General features: G+C 68.9%; 15 protein-coding genes and 2 pseudogenes. 9 read left to right on the top strand and 8 right to left on the bottom strand.

From position 1 onward, the window contains the following. The first annotated feature begins 346 nt into the window (after window positions 1-346). Both ABZ915_RS07905 and ABZ915_RS07900 read left to right on the top strand, forming a co-directional pair. Window positions 347-2,455: a molybdopterin oxidoreductase family protein gene (locus ABZ915_RS07905; protein ID WP_361797549.1), complete on the top strand. Its 2,109-nt coding sequence runs from the start codon at window positions 347-349 to the stop codon at window positions 2,453-2,455. Between the two features lie 23 nt (window positions 2,456-2,478). After that, window positions 2,479-4,650, top strand: a complete 2,172-nt coding sequence (locus ABZ915_RS07900; protein ID WP_361797546.1) for an alpha-galactosidase — start codon at window positions 2,479-2,481, stop codon at window positions 4,648-4,650. Here ABZ915_RS07900 and ABZ915_RS07895 read toward each other — a convergent pair. Beyond that, the gene (locus ABZ915_RS07895) at window positions 4,540-5,010 is read right to left on the bottom strand and encodes a gamma-glutamylcyclotransferase family protein (RefSeq protein ID WP_361797543.1); all 471 of its coding nucleotides are present in this window, start codon (window positions 5,008-5,010) and stop codon (window positions 4,540-4,542) included. The genes ABZ915_RS07900 and ABZ915_RS07895 overlap by 111 nt on opposite strands. Window positions 5,011-5,150: 140 nt before the next feature. Here ABZ915_RS07895 and ABZ915_RS07890 point away from each other — a divergent pair, with 140 nt between their 5' ends. Then, window positions 5,151-6,794 carry a M4 family metallopeptidase gene (locus ABZ915_RS07890; RefSeq protein WP_361797540.1) on the top strand — a complete coding sequence of 548 codons (1,644 nt, stop codon included), beginning with the start codon at window positions 5,151-5,153 and terminating at the stop codon, window positions 6,792-6,794. Between the two features lie 135 nt (window positions 6,795-6,929). Here the strand turns inward: ABZ915_RS07890 and ABZ915_RS07885 are convergent, their stop codons facing one another. From ABZ915_RS07885 to ABZ915_RS07875, 3 genes and pseudogenes are all read right to left on the bottom strand, one after another. After that, window positions 6,930-7,532 (bottom strand): DUF4328 domain-containing protein, encoded by a 603-nt coding sequence (locus tag ABZ915_RS07885; RefSeq protein ID WP_361797537.1) that lies wholly within the window; start codon window positions 7,530-7,532, stop codon window positions 6,930-6,932. A 235-nt stretch (window positions 7,533-7,767) separates the two neighbouring features. Next, window positions 7,768-7,857 (bottom strand): annotated as a pseudogene (locus ABZ915_RS07880) (NmrA family transcriptional regulator); the annotation flags it as partial. Between the two features lie 52 nt (window positions 7,858-7,909). Further along, window positions 7,910-8,020 (bottom strand): annotated as a pseudogene (locus tag ABZ915_RS07875) (type II toxin-antitoxin system VapB family antitoxin); the annotation flags it as partial. A gap of 67 nt (window positions 8,021-8,087) precedes the next feature. On the opposite strand from ABZ915_RS07875, the gene ABZ915_RS07870 reads away from it, so the two are divergent. The 3 genes from ABZ915_RS07870 (at window position 8,088) to ABZ915_RS07860 (ending at window position 10,087) form a co-directional block, all read left to right on the top strand. Beyond that, on the top strand, window positions 8,088-9,284 hold the full coding sequence (locus tag ABZ915_RS07870) for a helix-turn-helix transcriptional regulator (protein ID WP_361797534.1): 1,197 nt from the start codon (window positions 8,088-8,090) through the stop codon (window positions 9,282-9,284). A 138-nt stretch (window positions 9,285-9,422) separates the two neighbouring features. After that, complete coding sequence (locus ABZ915_RS07865) at window positions 9,423-9,734, top strand: hypothetical protein (protein ID WP_361797531.1); 312 nt, start codon at window positions 9,423-9,425, stop codon at window positions 9,732-9,734. Next, on the top strand, window positions 9,728-10,087 hold the full coding sequence (locus ABZ915_RS07860; RefSeq protein WP_361797528.1) for a hypothetical protein: 360 nt from the start codon (window positions 9,728-9,730) through the stop codon (window positions 10,085-10,087). The genes ABZ915_RS07865 and ABZ915_RS07860 overlap by 7 nt, the downstream gene beginning before the upstream one ends. Window positions 10,088-10,194: 107 nt before the next feature. Here ABZ915_RS07860 and ABZ915_RS07855 read toward each other — a convergent pair whose 3' ends face one another. Together ABZ915_RS07855 and ABZ915_RS07850 are read right to left on the bottom strand one after the other, a co-directional pair. After that, entirely contained in the window at window positions 10,195-10,695 is a 501-nt protein-coding gene (locus ABZ915_RS07855; protein WP_361797525.1) for a DUF4265 domain-containing protein, read from the bottom strand. Between the two features lie 67 nt (window positions 10,696-10,762). Beyond that, window positions 10,763-11,053: an HNH endonuclease gene (locus ABZ915_RS07850; RefSeq protein WP_361797522.1), complete on the bottom strand. Its 291-nt coding sequence runs from the start codon at window positions 11,051-11,053 to the stop codon at window positions 10,763-10,765. Window positions 11,054-11,323: 270 nt separating this feature from the next. Between ABZ915_RS07850 and ABZ915_RS07845 the strand changes: the two genes are divergently transcribed. After that, window positions 11,324-11,548 carry a hypothetical protein gene (locus ABZ915_RS07845; protein WP_361797519.1) on the top strand — a complete coding sequence of 75 codons (225 nt, stop codon included), beginning with the start codon at window positions 11,324-11,326 and terminating at the stop codon, window positions 11,546-11,548. 40 nt (window positions 11,549-11,588) lie between these two features. Here ABZ915_RS07845 and ABZ915_RS07840 read toward each other — a convergent pair whose 3' ends face one another. After that, window positions 11,589-11,987 (bottom strand): hypothetical protein, encoded by a 399-nt coding sequence (locus ABZ915_RS07840; protein WP_361797760.1) that lies wholly within the window; start codon window positions 11,985-11,987, stop codon window positions 11,589-11,591. Between the two features lie 119 nt (window positions 11,988-12,106). Next, window positions 12,107-12,520 (bottom strand): ATP-binding protein, encoded by a 414-nt coding sequence (locus ABZ915_RS07835; RefSeq protein WP_361797516.1) that lies wholly within the window; start codon window positions 12,518-12,520, stop codon window positions 12,107-12,109. 213 nt (window positions 12,521-12,733) lie between these two features. Between ABZ915_RS07835 and ABZ915_RS07830 the strand changes: the two genes are divergently transcribed. Both ABZ915_RS07830 and ABZ915_RS07825 read left to right on the top strand, forming a co-directional pair. After that, a complete protein-coding gene (locus ABZ915_RS07830) occupies window positions 12,734-13,048 on the top strand; it encodes an antibiotic biosynthesis monooxygenase (protein ID WP_361797513.1) in 315 nt (104 codons plus the stop codon). Then, window positions 13,029-14,267, top strand: a complete 1,239-nt coding sequence (locus tag ABZ915_RS07825; protein WP_361797510.1) for a helix-turn-helix transcriptional regulator — start codon at window positions 13,029-13,031, stop codon at window positions 14,265-14,267. Before ABZ915_RS07830 ends, ABZ915_RS07825 begins: the two co-directional genes overlap by 20 nt. The last annotated feature ends 267 nt before the right edge of the window (window positions 14,268-14,534 follow it).

Raw genomic sequence — 14,534 nt, 5'->3', positions numbered from 1 at the left:
CTCGGGAGACCTCCTGGCTGTTTCGAGGGGAGAGAGCCGGGTCCGGGTGGCGGCGGCAGCCTCGGAGCCGGCCCATGTGCCGAAAGCCGTGCGGGGTCGTGCGCAGGGGACGACTGTAGCCGCGATTCTTCAACTCTCAACCAGGTACGTTCGGCCAACTATGATACGTAATGCGACAGATGTGACGTCTTCTGTCACGACGGCAACTTCTGTACCGTCCGCGACGACTCAAGGGTGGGCGGGTGCGTGCCTCACGGCGGCCCGGCCGCGGCGGGGAGGTCGCCGTCCCGGCCGTGTAACAGGGAACCGTCACGGCACGTAACACGTGCGAAGCACGCTGGGCGGTATGGAGACCACCTCGACGCCCACCCACTGCCCGTACTGCGCCCTGCAGTGCGGGATGAATGTGACCCCCGCGCCGGGAGGGGGCGTCGAGGTGACCGAGCGGCCGGACTTCCCGGTGAACCGGGGGGCGCTGTGCGGCAAGGGGCGGACGGCCGCGGCGCTGCTGTCGCCCGGGGTGCGGCTGACCTCGCCGTTGGTGCGGTCCGGGGGTGAACTGGTGCCCGCCTCCTGGGAGGAGGCGCTGGACCGGATCGCCGCGGGTCTCGCCTCGGCGCGTACCGCGTACGGCCCCGACGCGTGCGGGGTGTTCGGCGGGGGCGGGCTGACCAACGAGAAGGCGTACGCGCTCGGCAAGTTCGCGCGGGTGGTGCTGGGCACCTCGCAGATCGACTACAACGGCCGCTTCTGCATGTCGTCGGCCGCCGCGGCGGGCACGAAGGCGTTCGGTCTCGACCGGGGGCTGCCGTTCCCGCTGGAGGACGTCCCGAAGACGGGCTGCGTGATCCTGGTCGGCTCCAACCTCGCGGAGACCATGCCGCCGTCACTGCGCTTCTTCAGCGAACTCCGCGACAACGGCGGCACGCTGATCGTCGTCGACCCGCGCCGCACGAAGACCGCCGAGCAGGCCGACCTGCACCTCGCGCCCCGCCCCGGCACCGATCTCGCGCTGGCCCTGGGCCTGCTGCACCTGGTGGTCGCCGAGGGCCGCACCGACGAGGAGTACATCCGGGAGCGCACGGCCGGCTGGGAGGAGGCGCGGGCCGCGGCGATGGCGCACTGGCCGGAGTACGTGGAACGGATCACGGGGGTATCCGTCCCACAACTCCGTGAAGCAGTAAGGCTGTTCTGCGAGCCGGAGACCGCGATGGTACTGACCGCGCGCGGGCCGGAGCAGCAGTCCAAGGGCACCGACACGGTGGGCGCCTGGATCAACCTGTGCCTGGCGACCGGACGCGCGGGCCGCCCGCTGTCCGGCTACGGCTGCCTCACCGGGCAGGGCAACGGGCAGGGCGGGCGCGAACACGGCCAGAAGGCCGACCAGTTGCCCGGCTACCGCAAGCTCACCGACCCGGCCGCGCGGCGGCACGTCGCCGAGGTGTGGGGCGTGGACCCCGACAGCCTGCCGGGACCGGGGCGCAGCGCGTACGAGATGCTGGACGCGCTGGGCACGGACATCAGGGCGCTGCTGCTGATGGGCTCCAACCCGGTGGTGTCCGCGCCGCGCGCCACGCACGTGGAGGAGCGGCTGCGGTCATTGGACTTCCTCGCGGTCGCGGACGTCGTACTGTCCGAAACGGCGGCGCTCGCGGACGTCGTACTTCCGGTCACCCAGTGGGCCGAGGAGACCGGCACGACCACCAGTCTGGAGGGCCGTGTGCTGCTGCGGCGGCAGGCGGTCACCCCGCCCGACGGGATCCGCAGCGACCTGGCGGTGCTGCACGGGCTCGCCACCCGGCTGGGCGTGGAGAAGGGCTTCCCGACCGACCCCGAGGAGGTCTTCGGGGAGCTGCGCCGGGCGAGCGCGGGCGGGCCCGCGGACTACTCGGGGATCACCTACCGGCGGCTGGCGGAGGAGAACGGGGTGTTCTGGCCGTGCCCGGAGGGGGCGGAGGGGGCCGTGGATCCCGCGGCGGAGCCCGCCGCGCACCCCGGCACCCCCCGCCTCTTCCTCGACCGGTTCGCCACCGAGGACGGCCGCGCGCGGTTCGTCGCCGTGACGCACCGGGCGGCGGGAGAGGAGCCGGACGACGAGTACCCGCTGCTGCTGACGACCGGCCGGGTGGTGTCCCAGTACCAGTCGGGCGCCCAGACCCGCCGGGTGCCCGAGCTGAACGCCGCCGCCCCCGGCCCGTTCGTGGAGCTGCACCCGCGGCTGGCGGCCCGGCTCGGGGCCGCCGAGGGCGACCCGGTGGCCGTGGTCTCGCGGCGCGGCCGTGCGGTGGCGCCGGCCCGCATCACCACCGGCATCCGCCCGGACACCGTGTTCATGCCCTTCCACTGGCCGGGCGAGGGCCGCGCCAACACCCTCACCAACCCCGCGCTGGACCCGACGTCACGGATGCCCGAGTTCAAGGCGTGCGCGGTGCGGGTGGAGGCGGTGCGTCCCTAGGGCCTGATGGGTAGGGGTCCGCCATGATCCATGGCGATGCCCTCCGCTGGGGCCACTCCGCGCTCACCGTCGACGTCGGCCTCGGCGCCGACCGCCCGCCCCGGCTGCTGCGCGTGGCGCGTCCGGGCGATCCGGAGGTCCCGGACGCCTCGTACGGGGGTCTGCCGCTCGCCGACGTGACGCTGCTGGGCGCGGGCACCGGCTGGTCCGGGCCGCGTTTCACGGGGACGGCGCCCGGCGCCCGGCTGCGTCACCGGGCGCACCACGCGACGTACCGCGACGACGGATGGCACCGCCTCACGGTCGAACTCCACGACCTGGAGAGCGGGTTGACCGTGTTCGCCGAGTACTCCTCCCCCGACGGCGTCCCGGTCCTGCGCTCCCGGACACGGCTGCGCAACGACGGCCGCGCGCCCGTCACCGTCCGCGCCGCCGGCAGCCTGCTGCTGGGCGGGCTGCCCTCCCCCGACGCACTCGACGCCCACCTGGCCCGCAACGACTGGCTCGCCGAGTGCCGCTGGTCCGCCGAACCGCTGCGGGCCGCCGTGCCCGACATCGGCCGGGCGGTGCACGGTCACGACGCCCGCGCGGCCCTGCGGCTGACCGGCCGGGGCAGCTGGCCCACCGACGGCCACCTGGCGATGGGCGCGCTCACCGAGCGTACGGACGGCCGGACCTGGCTGTGGCAGGTCGAGTCGGCGGCGGGCTGGTCCTGGGACGCCGGGGAGGCGGCCGGGCGGACGTACGTCGGGATGGGCGGCCCCTCGTACGACGACCACGGCTGGCGCCAGGTCCTCGCGCCCGGCGAGGAGTTCGCCTCCGAGTACGCCGCCCTGGCCCTCGGCGACGGCTTCGACGGGGCGCTGGCCGCGCTGACGTCGTACCGCCGCCGGATCCGCCGCCCGCACCCGGACCACGACCGCCTCCCGGTGATCTTCAACGACTACATGAACACGCTCATGGGCGACCCGACGACCGAGAAGCTGCTGCCGCTGGTCGACGCGGCGGCCGAGGCGGGTGCCGAGTACTTCTGCGTGGACGCCGGCTGGTACGACGACGAGGACGGCGGCTGGTGGGACAGCGTCGGGGCGTGGCAGGCGGCCCCGCGGCGCTTTCCCGGCGGGATCGAGGAGGTGCTGGGTCGGATCCGGGCGCGCGGGATGGTGCCGGGGCTGTGGCTGGAGCCGGAGGTGGTCGGGGTGCGCAGTCCGGTCGCCGCCGAACTGCCGGACGCGGCGTTCCTGCGCCACGACGACGGCACCCGGATCACCGAACAGGGCCGCCACCAGCTGGATCTGACCCACCCGGCGGCCCGCGCGCACCTGGACGGGACCGTGGACCGGATCGTCGGCGCGTGGGGCGTGGGCTACCTCAAACTCGACTACAACATCACCACCACGGCCCCGGCCCTGCTCGACCACACCCGTGCCTGGCGCGACTGGGTGTCCGCCCTCCTGACCCGCCACCCGGGCCTGGTCATCGAGAACTGCGCGTCCGGCGGTATGCGCATGGACGGCGCGTCCCTGTCCGTCACCCAGCTCCAGTCCACCTCCGACCAGCAGGACCCCCTCCGCTACCCACCGATCGCGGCCGCCGCGCCGACGGCGGTGCCGCCGGAACAGGGGGCGGTATGGGCGTACCCGCAGCCGGAGTTCACGGATGCGGAGATCGGCTTCACGGTGGGGACGGCGTTGCTGGGGCGGGTTCATCTGTCCGGTCACTTGGATGGCATGACAGCTCGTCAACTCGGCCTCGTGCGGGAAGCGGTGGCGGTCTACAAGGCCATCCGGGGTGATCTGCCGGGCGCGGTTCCTTTCTGGCCGCTGGGGTTGCCGGGGTGGGGGGACGGGTGGGTGGCGCTGGGGCTGCGGACTACGGGGGCGATGGGAGCGACGGGGGCGACGTACGTGTCGGTGTGGCGCAGGGGCGGGGCTGAGGAACTCACGCTGCCGCTGGGGCACTTGGCTGATGACGGCGCGCGGGTGGAGGTACTGCACGCGGCCGGGGCGGGCGCGTCGGCCGACTGGGACGGGGCGGGGCTGCGGGTGCGACTGCCGGAGGTGCCGGGGATGCTCCTGGCACGCCTAACGCCCGTTGCGGGTCAGCCAGTCCCCGCCCGCGATGAGCCGGCCGCGGGCGCGGAGGCGGGCGGCGACGGGGGGCGCAGCGAGGTAGACCCAGGCGCGGACGGTTGAGCCGTCGGCGCGTACGACGTCGCGGTCGACCCTTTCATAGAGGTTGCGCGGGTCGCCCGGTACGTACTCCTCCAGCCGGTCGAGTTCGAGGAGGAGCCGTCCGTACGCCGCGGGCAGCGCGGTGACGAGTTCGCCGCGGACCTCACCGCCCGGCTGCTCGACGACGTACGGGTAGCCGGGACCGTCGTACAGCACGGCGCCCGTGAGCCGGCCGGGCTCCTCGGAGCGGGTGCGGCCGCGCAGGAACAGGTCATGGTTGCCCTCGCCGGGCCGGAGGGTCCCGTAGACGAAGAACGGCAAGGACGGCGAGGACGACGAGGACGACGAGGACGACGAGGACGACGAGGACGGCAAGGTCACAGAAACGATTCTGTACCCCCTCCGACTCCCCCACACATCTCCGCGAATGCGCTATGGACATGACATGTCGGCGGCCCTTAAATCTCAGGGACACCCGCGCGCCACCCCCACGCCTTCCAGGCGCCTCCCCAAGGAGACCGATGAGTCGGACACGGCATCACCGAGGATCCCGTCTCGCCACGGCCGGCATCGCCGCCACGACCGCCACGCTGCTGGCCGCAGCACTCTCCCCCGCCGCGCACGCCGACGGCAGACCGACCCGGGCCACCGCGATCGAGAACGCGGCGTCGGCGCTCCTCGCCCACGCCACCGGCCTGGGACTCACCTCCACCCAGGACACCTCGGTCCGCGACGTGATCGTCGACAAGGACGGCACCCAGCACGTCCGCTACGACCGCACGTACCACCAACTCCCCGTCCTGGGTGGCGACTTCGTGGTCCACCTGGCCCCGAACGGCACATACAGCAGCGCCGACCGCGCCACGCGGAGCGCGATATCCCTCACCTCCATAACCCCGAAGGTCTCCGCCCCCAAGGCCGCCGACCTCGCGGTGAACGCCCTGCGCGCCGCCAACCTGGGTGAAACCCTGCGCCAGTTGAAGGCCAAGCCGCAACTGGTGGTCGACGCCCTGCACGGCACCCCCAAACTGGCCTGGCGCACCAACGCGGTCGGCAAGGACTCGCTCGGCAACCCGGTCGCCCGCACCGTCCTGACCGACGCCCTCACGGGCGCGCAGATCGACGCCTGGGACAGCATCGAGACGGCAACGGGCGACGGCCAGTCCCTCTACAGCGGTACGGTCCCGCTGGAGACGACGCAGTCCGGGTCCTCGTACGGGCTCAAGGACCCCACCCGCGGCAACACCTACACCGGCGACGCCGAGAACAAGACCGACCTGTGCCTCTTCGGCATCTGCTTCAGCCGCGCCCCCGCGACGCTGTACACGGACGCCGACAACCACTGGGGCACGGGAGCCACGAGCGACCGCTCCTCGGCGGCGGTGGACGCCCAGTACGGCACCAACGAGACCTGGGACTACTACAAGAACGTCCACGGCCGGAACGGCATAGCCGGCGACGGCAAGGGCTCGTACAACCGCGTCCACTACGGCAACAGCTACAACAACGCCTTTTGGGACGACAGTTGCTTTTGCATGACCTACGGCGACGGTGACGGGACGACCTTCGGCCCGCTGGTGGCCCTGGACGTCGCCGGCCACGAGATGACCCACGGCGTAACCTCCAAAACGGCCGCCCTGACCTACTCGGGCGAGTCCGGCGGCCTGAACGAGGCCACCTCCGACATCCTCGGCACGCTGGTCGAGTGGTACGCCAACAACCCCACCGACAAGGGCGACTACCTGATCGGCGAAAAGATCGTCAAGTCCGGCTTCGGCAAGGCGGCCCTCCGCTTCATGGACAAGCCCTCCAAGGACGGCAACTCCGCCGACTACTGGAGCTCGTCGGTCGGCAACCTCGACGTCCACTACTCCTCGGGCGTAGCCAACCACTTCGCCTACCTCCTCGCGGAGGGCAGCGGCGCCAAGACCATCAACGGCGTCAGCTACGACTCCCCCACCTCCAACGGCTCCACGGTCACCGGTATCGGCCGAGACAAACTCGGCAAGATCTGGTATCGCGCCCTGACCGTCTACATGACGTCCTCCACCAACTACGCGGGCGCCCGCACGGCAACCCTCAACGCGGCGAAGGACCTCTACGGCGCGGGCAGCACGGAGTACAACGCGGTGGCTGCGGCGTGGAGCGCGGTCAACGTCAACTGACCTCTCGCCCACCTGATTCTGCGGCCGTCCAGGTTGACCGAGACCGGGACGGCCGCACTGCCGCGCTCGTCCGCCCCTGCCGGATCCGCACCTCGGGCACCGGGATCCTCCGGGCGCACGGACTCGAGAACTGCCTCACGCCTGGGCGAGGGGTGCGACGGGAACGGTGGCACCGAGCGCGGCACTCTGTAGCGCCGTGACGCGCTCGATGACGAGCCCCACCAGCACGGCCGCAGCGATCATGAGGGCCTCCGCCACCACGAGGAAGGCCATCGACCCCTGGGCCACCCAGCCCGCCGCCGTGAGCACCAGCGCGTGCGCGATCCAGGCGGCCCACCACAGATTCACCAGGGTCGTATCTCGCTTCTCCTGCCACGACGCGGAGCTCGCGCGCCCGATGCCGAGGACCGACTGGCGAGGGACGAAGAAGTTGAGCACCGGTATGAACCACGCGCCGATCGTCCAGCCCCGGCTCGGGACCGAGGCTTGGGGGGACAGCTCCTGGGCGTTGCGCCGGGACCAGGCGAGCCACACGAGGAACAGCACGATCGCCAGAGTCATCAGATAGAGGAAGACCATGGAGATGAAGCCCGACTTGTGCAGGGACGCGTCCGTGGGGTGCAGGTAGTGGTCCCGGACTGCCGCCGCGCGCAACACGTCCGTCACGGCGGCCACCGCTATGGCCGCCTGCGCGCAGCGGGCAAGGGTCCGGGGAGCTTTGCGGACGGTACTCGTCATCGTCTTCGGCCTGTCTCGGAGGCGGGTGCGGCCGCAGCGGGTGCCGGGGCGGAGTGATCATAGGATCTGATCGCCGTTCCGATCAGGCGGAATGCGGTCGAAGTTGCCTCAGCCTGGCAGCAAGGAAGCGCAGGGCAGGGCAGGGGCGTGCCAACTCCCGTCAGCTTCCTCGACCATCAGCAATGGATCGCCGAGCACGAAGAGCAGTTCCAGCGGCCGACGACACTGACCAGTCTCAGCGGAACGCGGCGACATTGCGGTCGACCCAGTCGGCGAAGGGGCGCGGGGCGCGGCCGAGGACTCGCTGGACGTCCGGACTGACACGGCGCCGTCGCAGGCTCCTCGATGACCGAGAAGTCGATCTCGCCCTCTACGACCATCCGCCGCATCCGCTCCACGATCTCACTGAGCGCGGCGTTGACCGTGGCCTTCTTGGTGGTCGTGCCAAGGTGACGGGCGGCTTCAGCGAGCACCTCGTCGAGGTCGATCTGTTCAGCCGGTCCTGGGGGTGTGGTGGGGGTACCGTCTGAATGTCGCCGCAGAACGGAGATCGCCGTGCCGCAGAGGACTGAGGAGCACATCGGCGCGCGGGTCGCCCGCATCCGCAAGCAGCGCGGACTTACGCAGCAGGGGCTGGCGATGCGGGCTCACGTGTCGAAGTCGCTGTTGTCAAAGGTCGAGTGCGGGCAGAAGCCCGCGTCCCCGGCTCTTGTCGCTTCCTGTGCCCGCGCACTGGGTGTTTCCACCTCCGAATTGCTGGGGCAGCCGTACGCCGACGAGCTGCGCCGGGACCGCATGGATGCTTTGATCCAGCCCATTCGTGAGGGGATGGAGAACTGGGACATCCCTCTGGACTGGGAGACGGCTCCGCGTCCGGCCGCGTTGATCTGGACGGACGTCCAGCGGGCGCTGGAACAGCGCCGTCAGGCGCAGTACACGGACATGGTGCAAGCCCTGCCGGTACTGATCGACGAGTCGGTGCAGGCGATCCACACGAGCACCGGGGAGGAGCGGCGGCTCGCCTACGAGTGCCTGGCGGAGACGTTCCGGTGTGTGTTCACCGTGGCGTGGAAGCTCGGCTTCCTTGATCTCGCCACCGTCGCCTTGGACCGGCTGGCGTGGACCGCGCCGCGCGCCGACGAGCCGGGGCTGGCCGCCATGCATGCCTTCCTGCGTGCGCAGACCACGATGTCGTCGGGTAGGTACGACGTAGGTCTGCGGGTGGTGGACCGGGGTCTGCGGGACCTAGATGGCCAGCAGTCCCGTCGCCCTGCGGGCATTGAGGCGATGCGCGGCATGCTGCACTTGCGCGCCGCGACCATCGCCGGGCGCATGAAGGACCGGGCGCACGCCGACGCCCGCCTGACCGAGGCCCGCGCCCTTGCCCGGGCCACAGGCGAACTGCCCGACTTCGGCGTCACCTGGGGCCCGGTGAACGTCGGTGTACACACGGTGGCCATTGCCTCGGAGGCCGACGACTTCGGGCGTGCGATCGAACTCGCCGAGGATGTACGTATTCCGCGCGGCTGGACCCGTTCGAGGGCCGGGCACCACTGGATGGACCTCGGCCGGGCCCACGCCTGGGAGGGCCACCCGGAACAGGCACTGGACTGCCTGCACCAGGCGCGGCGTATCGCCCCGCAACAGACCCGCTACCACCCGACCGTGCGAGAGACCGTTCTCGCCCTCACGCGGCAGGAACGGACTCGCAGCCACTCGCTGGCACAGTACGCGGAGTGGGTCGGGATATAGCAGACACCAGGCAAGGGCAGTTGCACCGCTTGGTGCAACTGCCGCGCATCGCCAGTCGGCAGTCTGACGTCTCGTCAGGACCGCCGCGACCGGGCGAACCGCCCGAGAGCGTGTCCAACGCTGCCAAGGAGCGTCGACATGTCGCACTGTATCGCCCACATCTTCGAGCGGCTGCTACGGCCGCCTTTGCCCGCACCGGGCCGCCAGCGCGGACCAGATCAGCAATCCGCCGACCGCTGCGTGGAGGCGTCAATCGCGTGGCCGTCCCGCGCATTGACTTCTTCGGCACTTCAAGGTGACGAGATCAAGCTGGTCCGCCCGTACCTGGTCGCGCACGAACGCCGGGTGCAGCAACGCCGCCGGGCACGGCGCCGCGTGGTGCAGTTGGCCGTGGACGGCATCGACATCGATGCCCAGACGTTCAACGCAATGGGGATCCGAGCATGGTGAGCCCGACGAGTCAGCTGCGTCTGCTGCCTTGGGCCGGGCCGGAGGGCAAGCCGTGCTATCTCGCAAGTGAGGGGACCGGATACCTGTCCGGGCTCGCGGACACCATGGAGTCGACCCAGCTCGCGCTGGCGGGTGAACTCCTCCAGGAAGCGAGAGGTGTTCTAGACGGGCGTCAGTGGACGCAGGGTGAACTGCATCTGCTCGCGGTCCAGTTGGCCGAGGCGCTGAGCAACGTGCACAGAATCGCGGTCAGCCGGGGCGAACGCCTTCCTGCACCAGCGCATGAGAATCTCGACGCCAGCGACGACGATGACGACCAGATGGATGCCCCGCAACCCATCCAGCACGCCTGACCTGCACACCGCCACGCGTACGAGAGTCCCCAGAGGCTACAGCCACTCCGGGGACGTAATGCTGCAGAACTCGACTACCCCAAATCGGGGCTTCCGCCAGAACCCTTTCACGCAGGCATGAAGCCCTTGGAATCACTCCACTCCCAGAAGGCCGTTCCGCTCTTTATTTCCGGCTCAACAGAGTCGAAAATCGGCTGCATCACCGAAATGTCCGGGACGTCGATCGCTACATGACGATCACCATTCCACTCACTCAAGACACCAGCGGCGTCCACAGCCTCACGCAGCGGAGCTCGACTGTCGACCAGCGGACGAGGCTCAGCAAAGAGAACTCGAAGGACACGACGCCCCGATTTCTTGATCAAGTGGTCAACGGTGTCCGATTCACCCTTTCCCACCACATCGCCCAGCGCTAGACCGTAGGCATAGTAAGGGATACAACAAACCTCGTACACTTCTCCTTCGCCGGCCTCCCGCAACCAAAGCTGCTCAAGCATCCCACCAAGACCAAAAGGAGTCAGATCCACCATGGCCATATAGCTTTTTTCACACCTCCATGCAGGCGCCTCGTGACTGACGTACGTGATTCCGTCGATCGTAACCTGCAAGACACACTCCATCAATTAGCGGAAAATGGATTGCGGCGAGCCGCATTGGCGACCCGCCGCACTCGACCTATGGAATTGTTCTGGGGACTGGGACGGTCGCCTGCATATTTGGCGGCCACCACGGAGGGGGCCACTGACCACTGTAGTTTGGCGGCGGATTCAGTGGAGCAATCCTGTCACGCTTGGAGCTGTTACAGAACGTGCAAGCCGGCGTAGTGTTCGCATCCGTAAGGTCACCCCCACCGACTCGAGGCTCTACATGGTCAATAGCCTGTGCCGAATTAGTCCGGCAGTATGAACACAGCGGCTGGTTCAATGGGGGCTTCCATTGCTTTCCGACGCCGTAGTCCCGAAGCATACTAGCGGGAATGGACGCACCAGCTCCTGGCCCACCGCTCGAACCAGCAGGAATATCGTAAGTCGACTGACCTGGTGTGGAACAGGCCCTCGGGTTTGGGTTGTTGATGTTGTGTGCCAACACCGGCGTGTCACCGGCGAGTACATAGTACGTGTGAAAGCGGACCGCTCCCTACCTGGGTTTTTGCAGGTCGGCGCGGAACTACCCGTCCGTCGAGGTCCGTTGGAGTGCGCTGATGTCCGCCCTTGTTGCCGTCAGCGTTGCCGTCCCGTGCGTGTGCAGCGGCGCATCAGCGCGGTGGGCACCGTCATGGTCTGCCGACAGGTCGTCTCCCTCGGCCGCCCCTACGCAGGCCAGACGGTGACCGTGCACGTGTCGGACACGACGATCACCGTCCACCTGGACGGCCAGGTCCGCGTCATCCAGCGCACCACCGACATTCCCGTCCGTCATGTGAAGGCGAACAAGCCCCGTGAAGTTTCCGATGTTGTCTAGGCCCACCGTCAAGCATCAGCTGGGACCAGAACGTCAAACATCACCTGAGACTAGACACGGATGCCTGGGACTGGTGGGGTTTGAAGTCGTCTACGCAGGGTGGGAGTTCGGTGCCTTGGCGGTGGGCGAGTGGCAGGAAGAGAACTGGTCGGATCGTCCAGGTCACGCGGGTGCTGGCCTGTGTGATGGTCACCGTGCAGGGCTCCGCACGCAGCAGGGCTCGCCTCGTGTGGATGCGGCCCTCGTACAACCAGGCCCATGCCTCGTCTGAGGCGTCTGGGTCGAGTGCCGGTGAGACCGTGCGGAGTGCCACCGCGACCCATCTGTCGGCCTGGGGTGCCGAGTAGGCGTCCAAGGATGCAAGGAGTGCCGGCCGCTTTCCTGTGGTGAGATCTTGCGTCCAGCACTCGCACCAGTAGCCGCGGCGGGGTTTGTCCATCCGCGTGGGCGGTCTCCGAGGTGTGCGTTTGTAGTCGGTTCCGGGCCGGTGGGTGGCAGGGCTGGCCTCGCTGTGGGTCTTCTGGGGCTGGTCGGACTGGTGGTCGTCTTGGCCGGGGCTCACAGGCACGGTGCCGGCTCCTGGGAGTTTGCCCGGAGGCGGAGTTCGGCGGTGACTGTGCGTCCGGCGTTGTCGCCCTGTACTTCCACGCAGTCGGCCAGGGCGGCGACCATGCCGAGTCCTCGGCCGTGAGTTGCGTTGGGGGATGGGTGCTGGACCGCGGGGGTGCTCTTGGTATCGCCCGAGTCGCTGACCGCGACAGTGACGGCCGACTCGGAGATGGTGAGCGTGACGTGGAAGGTGCCGGTGGCGTCGCCGCTGGCGGTGTGCATGAGGGCGTTGGTGCCGAGTTCGGTGACGATCAACGCGGCGTCTTCGGAGTGGGGGTGCCCGTCGAGCGTGGCGCGAGTCCAGCTGCGCGCGGCGCGGAGTTGTTGTGGATCCCCGGGGAAGGTGCGTTGGTGCGTGGGCATGGCGTCCTCCGTGGCGGGTGACCTGCGGCTTCCTGTGCCAGCAAGGACGACTGGCTGACACGGACCATGCAGAGCCGTATAATTAGTACTAGCACCGTACCGAATGTGCGCGTATTGGGAGTGCGGGACCGTACTTTTCGTGCGGGCGGCTCGGCGCATAGCGTTCGTCACGGTCTGGTGCTGACCTGGATTCCGATGACGAGAGGACCTCACATGTTCGGTCTGTTTGTGCGCTTTACCTGCAAGGACGACGAGGCGGCAGCCGCGTTCGATGACCTCGTGGCGCGGACCGGTGAGCAAATCCGTGCGAACGAGCCCGGAACGGTGGTCTATGCCGTGCACCGTGTTGACGGTCGTCCGCTGGAGCGCGTGTTCTACGAGCTTTACCGGGACAAGGACGCCTTCGAGGAGCACGAGTCGAAGGACTACGTGCGGGCCTTCCTCTCCGAGCGGGACCAGTACCTCTCGGCCACGGAAGTCGATCGCTTGGACTTCGTGTCCGGCAAGGGTGTGGACGTTGAGCACTGAGTACCAAAAGGCGCTCGGTCGCAAGATCGCCTTCAACCGGAAGCGCCGAGGGCTGTCACAGAAGGAGTTCGCCGGCCTATTGGGTCGCTCGGAAGCCTGGGTGTCCCAGGTGGAGCGCGGCGTACGCCGCATCGACCGGATGACCGTGTTGGAGAAGGTCGCCGAGGTTCTTGAGGTTCCGGTAGCCGAGTTGGCGGCCGAGGCTCCTATCGTGGCGTCGGTTACCGAAGGTGAACCGCCCGGGGCGAGTCGGCTGCGGCTGGTGTTGAGCGCCGCCCACTCGCTGAAGGCGGTTCTCGGGCAGCAGAACGTCTCCCCTGATGTTCCGGCGCTGCGTGCCGAGGTCGATCGGGCCTGGTCGCTCACGCATCAGGGCAACTACGCCGACCTGGCCGAGTTGCTCGAAGGGCTGGTTCCCAAGCTGGAGTCGGCCACCCGCTCGGTTGCAGAGGTGGAACGCCCTGAACTGTTCCGGCTGATGGCGGTCATGTACCACACGTGCAGCGGCGCTCTCGCGAACATGGGGGAGCCCGAGGCGGCCTGGATCGCCGTCGACCGCGCCGTGGTTGCTGCCGAGCGGGCGAATGATCCGTTGCTGATGGCGGCCGGTGAGTTCCGCCTGTCGCTCGTCTTCCTCGGCGCCCGTCACTTCGAGCAGGCGGCGCAGGTGTCCGGGAGTGCGGCTGACGCGCTGCGCCCTCTGGCGGAGTCCGGGCAGATCGAGGCGGTGGCGCTGCGTGGTGCGCTGACACTGCAACGGGCGGTCGCCGCTGCTCGGTTGAACCAGGCCGAAGAGGCGTACGGGTATCTCCGCGACGCTCGCGGGATGGGCGAACAGGTCGGCGACGGGCGCAACGACTACAACACCGAGTTCGGGCCGACCAACGTCGGCTTGCACGAGGTGGCCGTCGCCGTCGACCTGGGAGATGCCGGAGTTGCACTGCGGGCCGCGCAGGCCGTCGACGAGACGGGGCTCTCCGCCGAACGGCAGACGCGCTTTCAGATCGACGTCGCTCGGGCCTACGCCCAGCGCCGGCAGGTCGCTGACGCGGTATCCGCCCTGGTGAAGGCCCGTCAGCTGTCGCCCGAGATGGTGCGGGCCCTGCCGATGGTCAAGCAGCTTGCGGCGGATCTACTGACCATGGCCCAGCCGCCCTCTGAGGAACTTCGAGCCTTGGCGGCGGAGTTGGGCGTACACGAAATACGGACTGGTACCTGAAGTACTAGACAGTACTTGGAGTACGGGTTACTGTGGATGATGTTGGCGTACCCCTTCGCCTCCAGCGGAGCGGGCGGCGCTGACACGCGAACGGGCCGGAGCAGGAAGGCAGACCTGCACCGGTGCGTAAGCGGAAGGGCCACAGAAAAGAGATGTGGCCTGAGCGGGAGGCAGACCCACTCAGGCCGGGTGCGTTTTTGGCATCAACGCTCCTGGAGCGTATCGCGCCCAGTCAGTATGAGGTCAACCTCCCGTTGCGTAGTCATT

The organism is Streptomyces sp. NPDC046915, assembly GCF_040644935.1.
Classification (GTDB): Bacteria; Actinomycetota; Actinomycetes; order Streptomycetales; family Streptomycetaceae; genus Streptomyces.
Note: the sequence above shows the minus strand (reverse complement) of the source record. Positions and strands in the feature narration are given on the sequence as shown.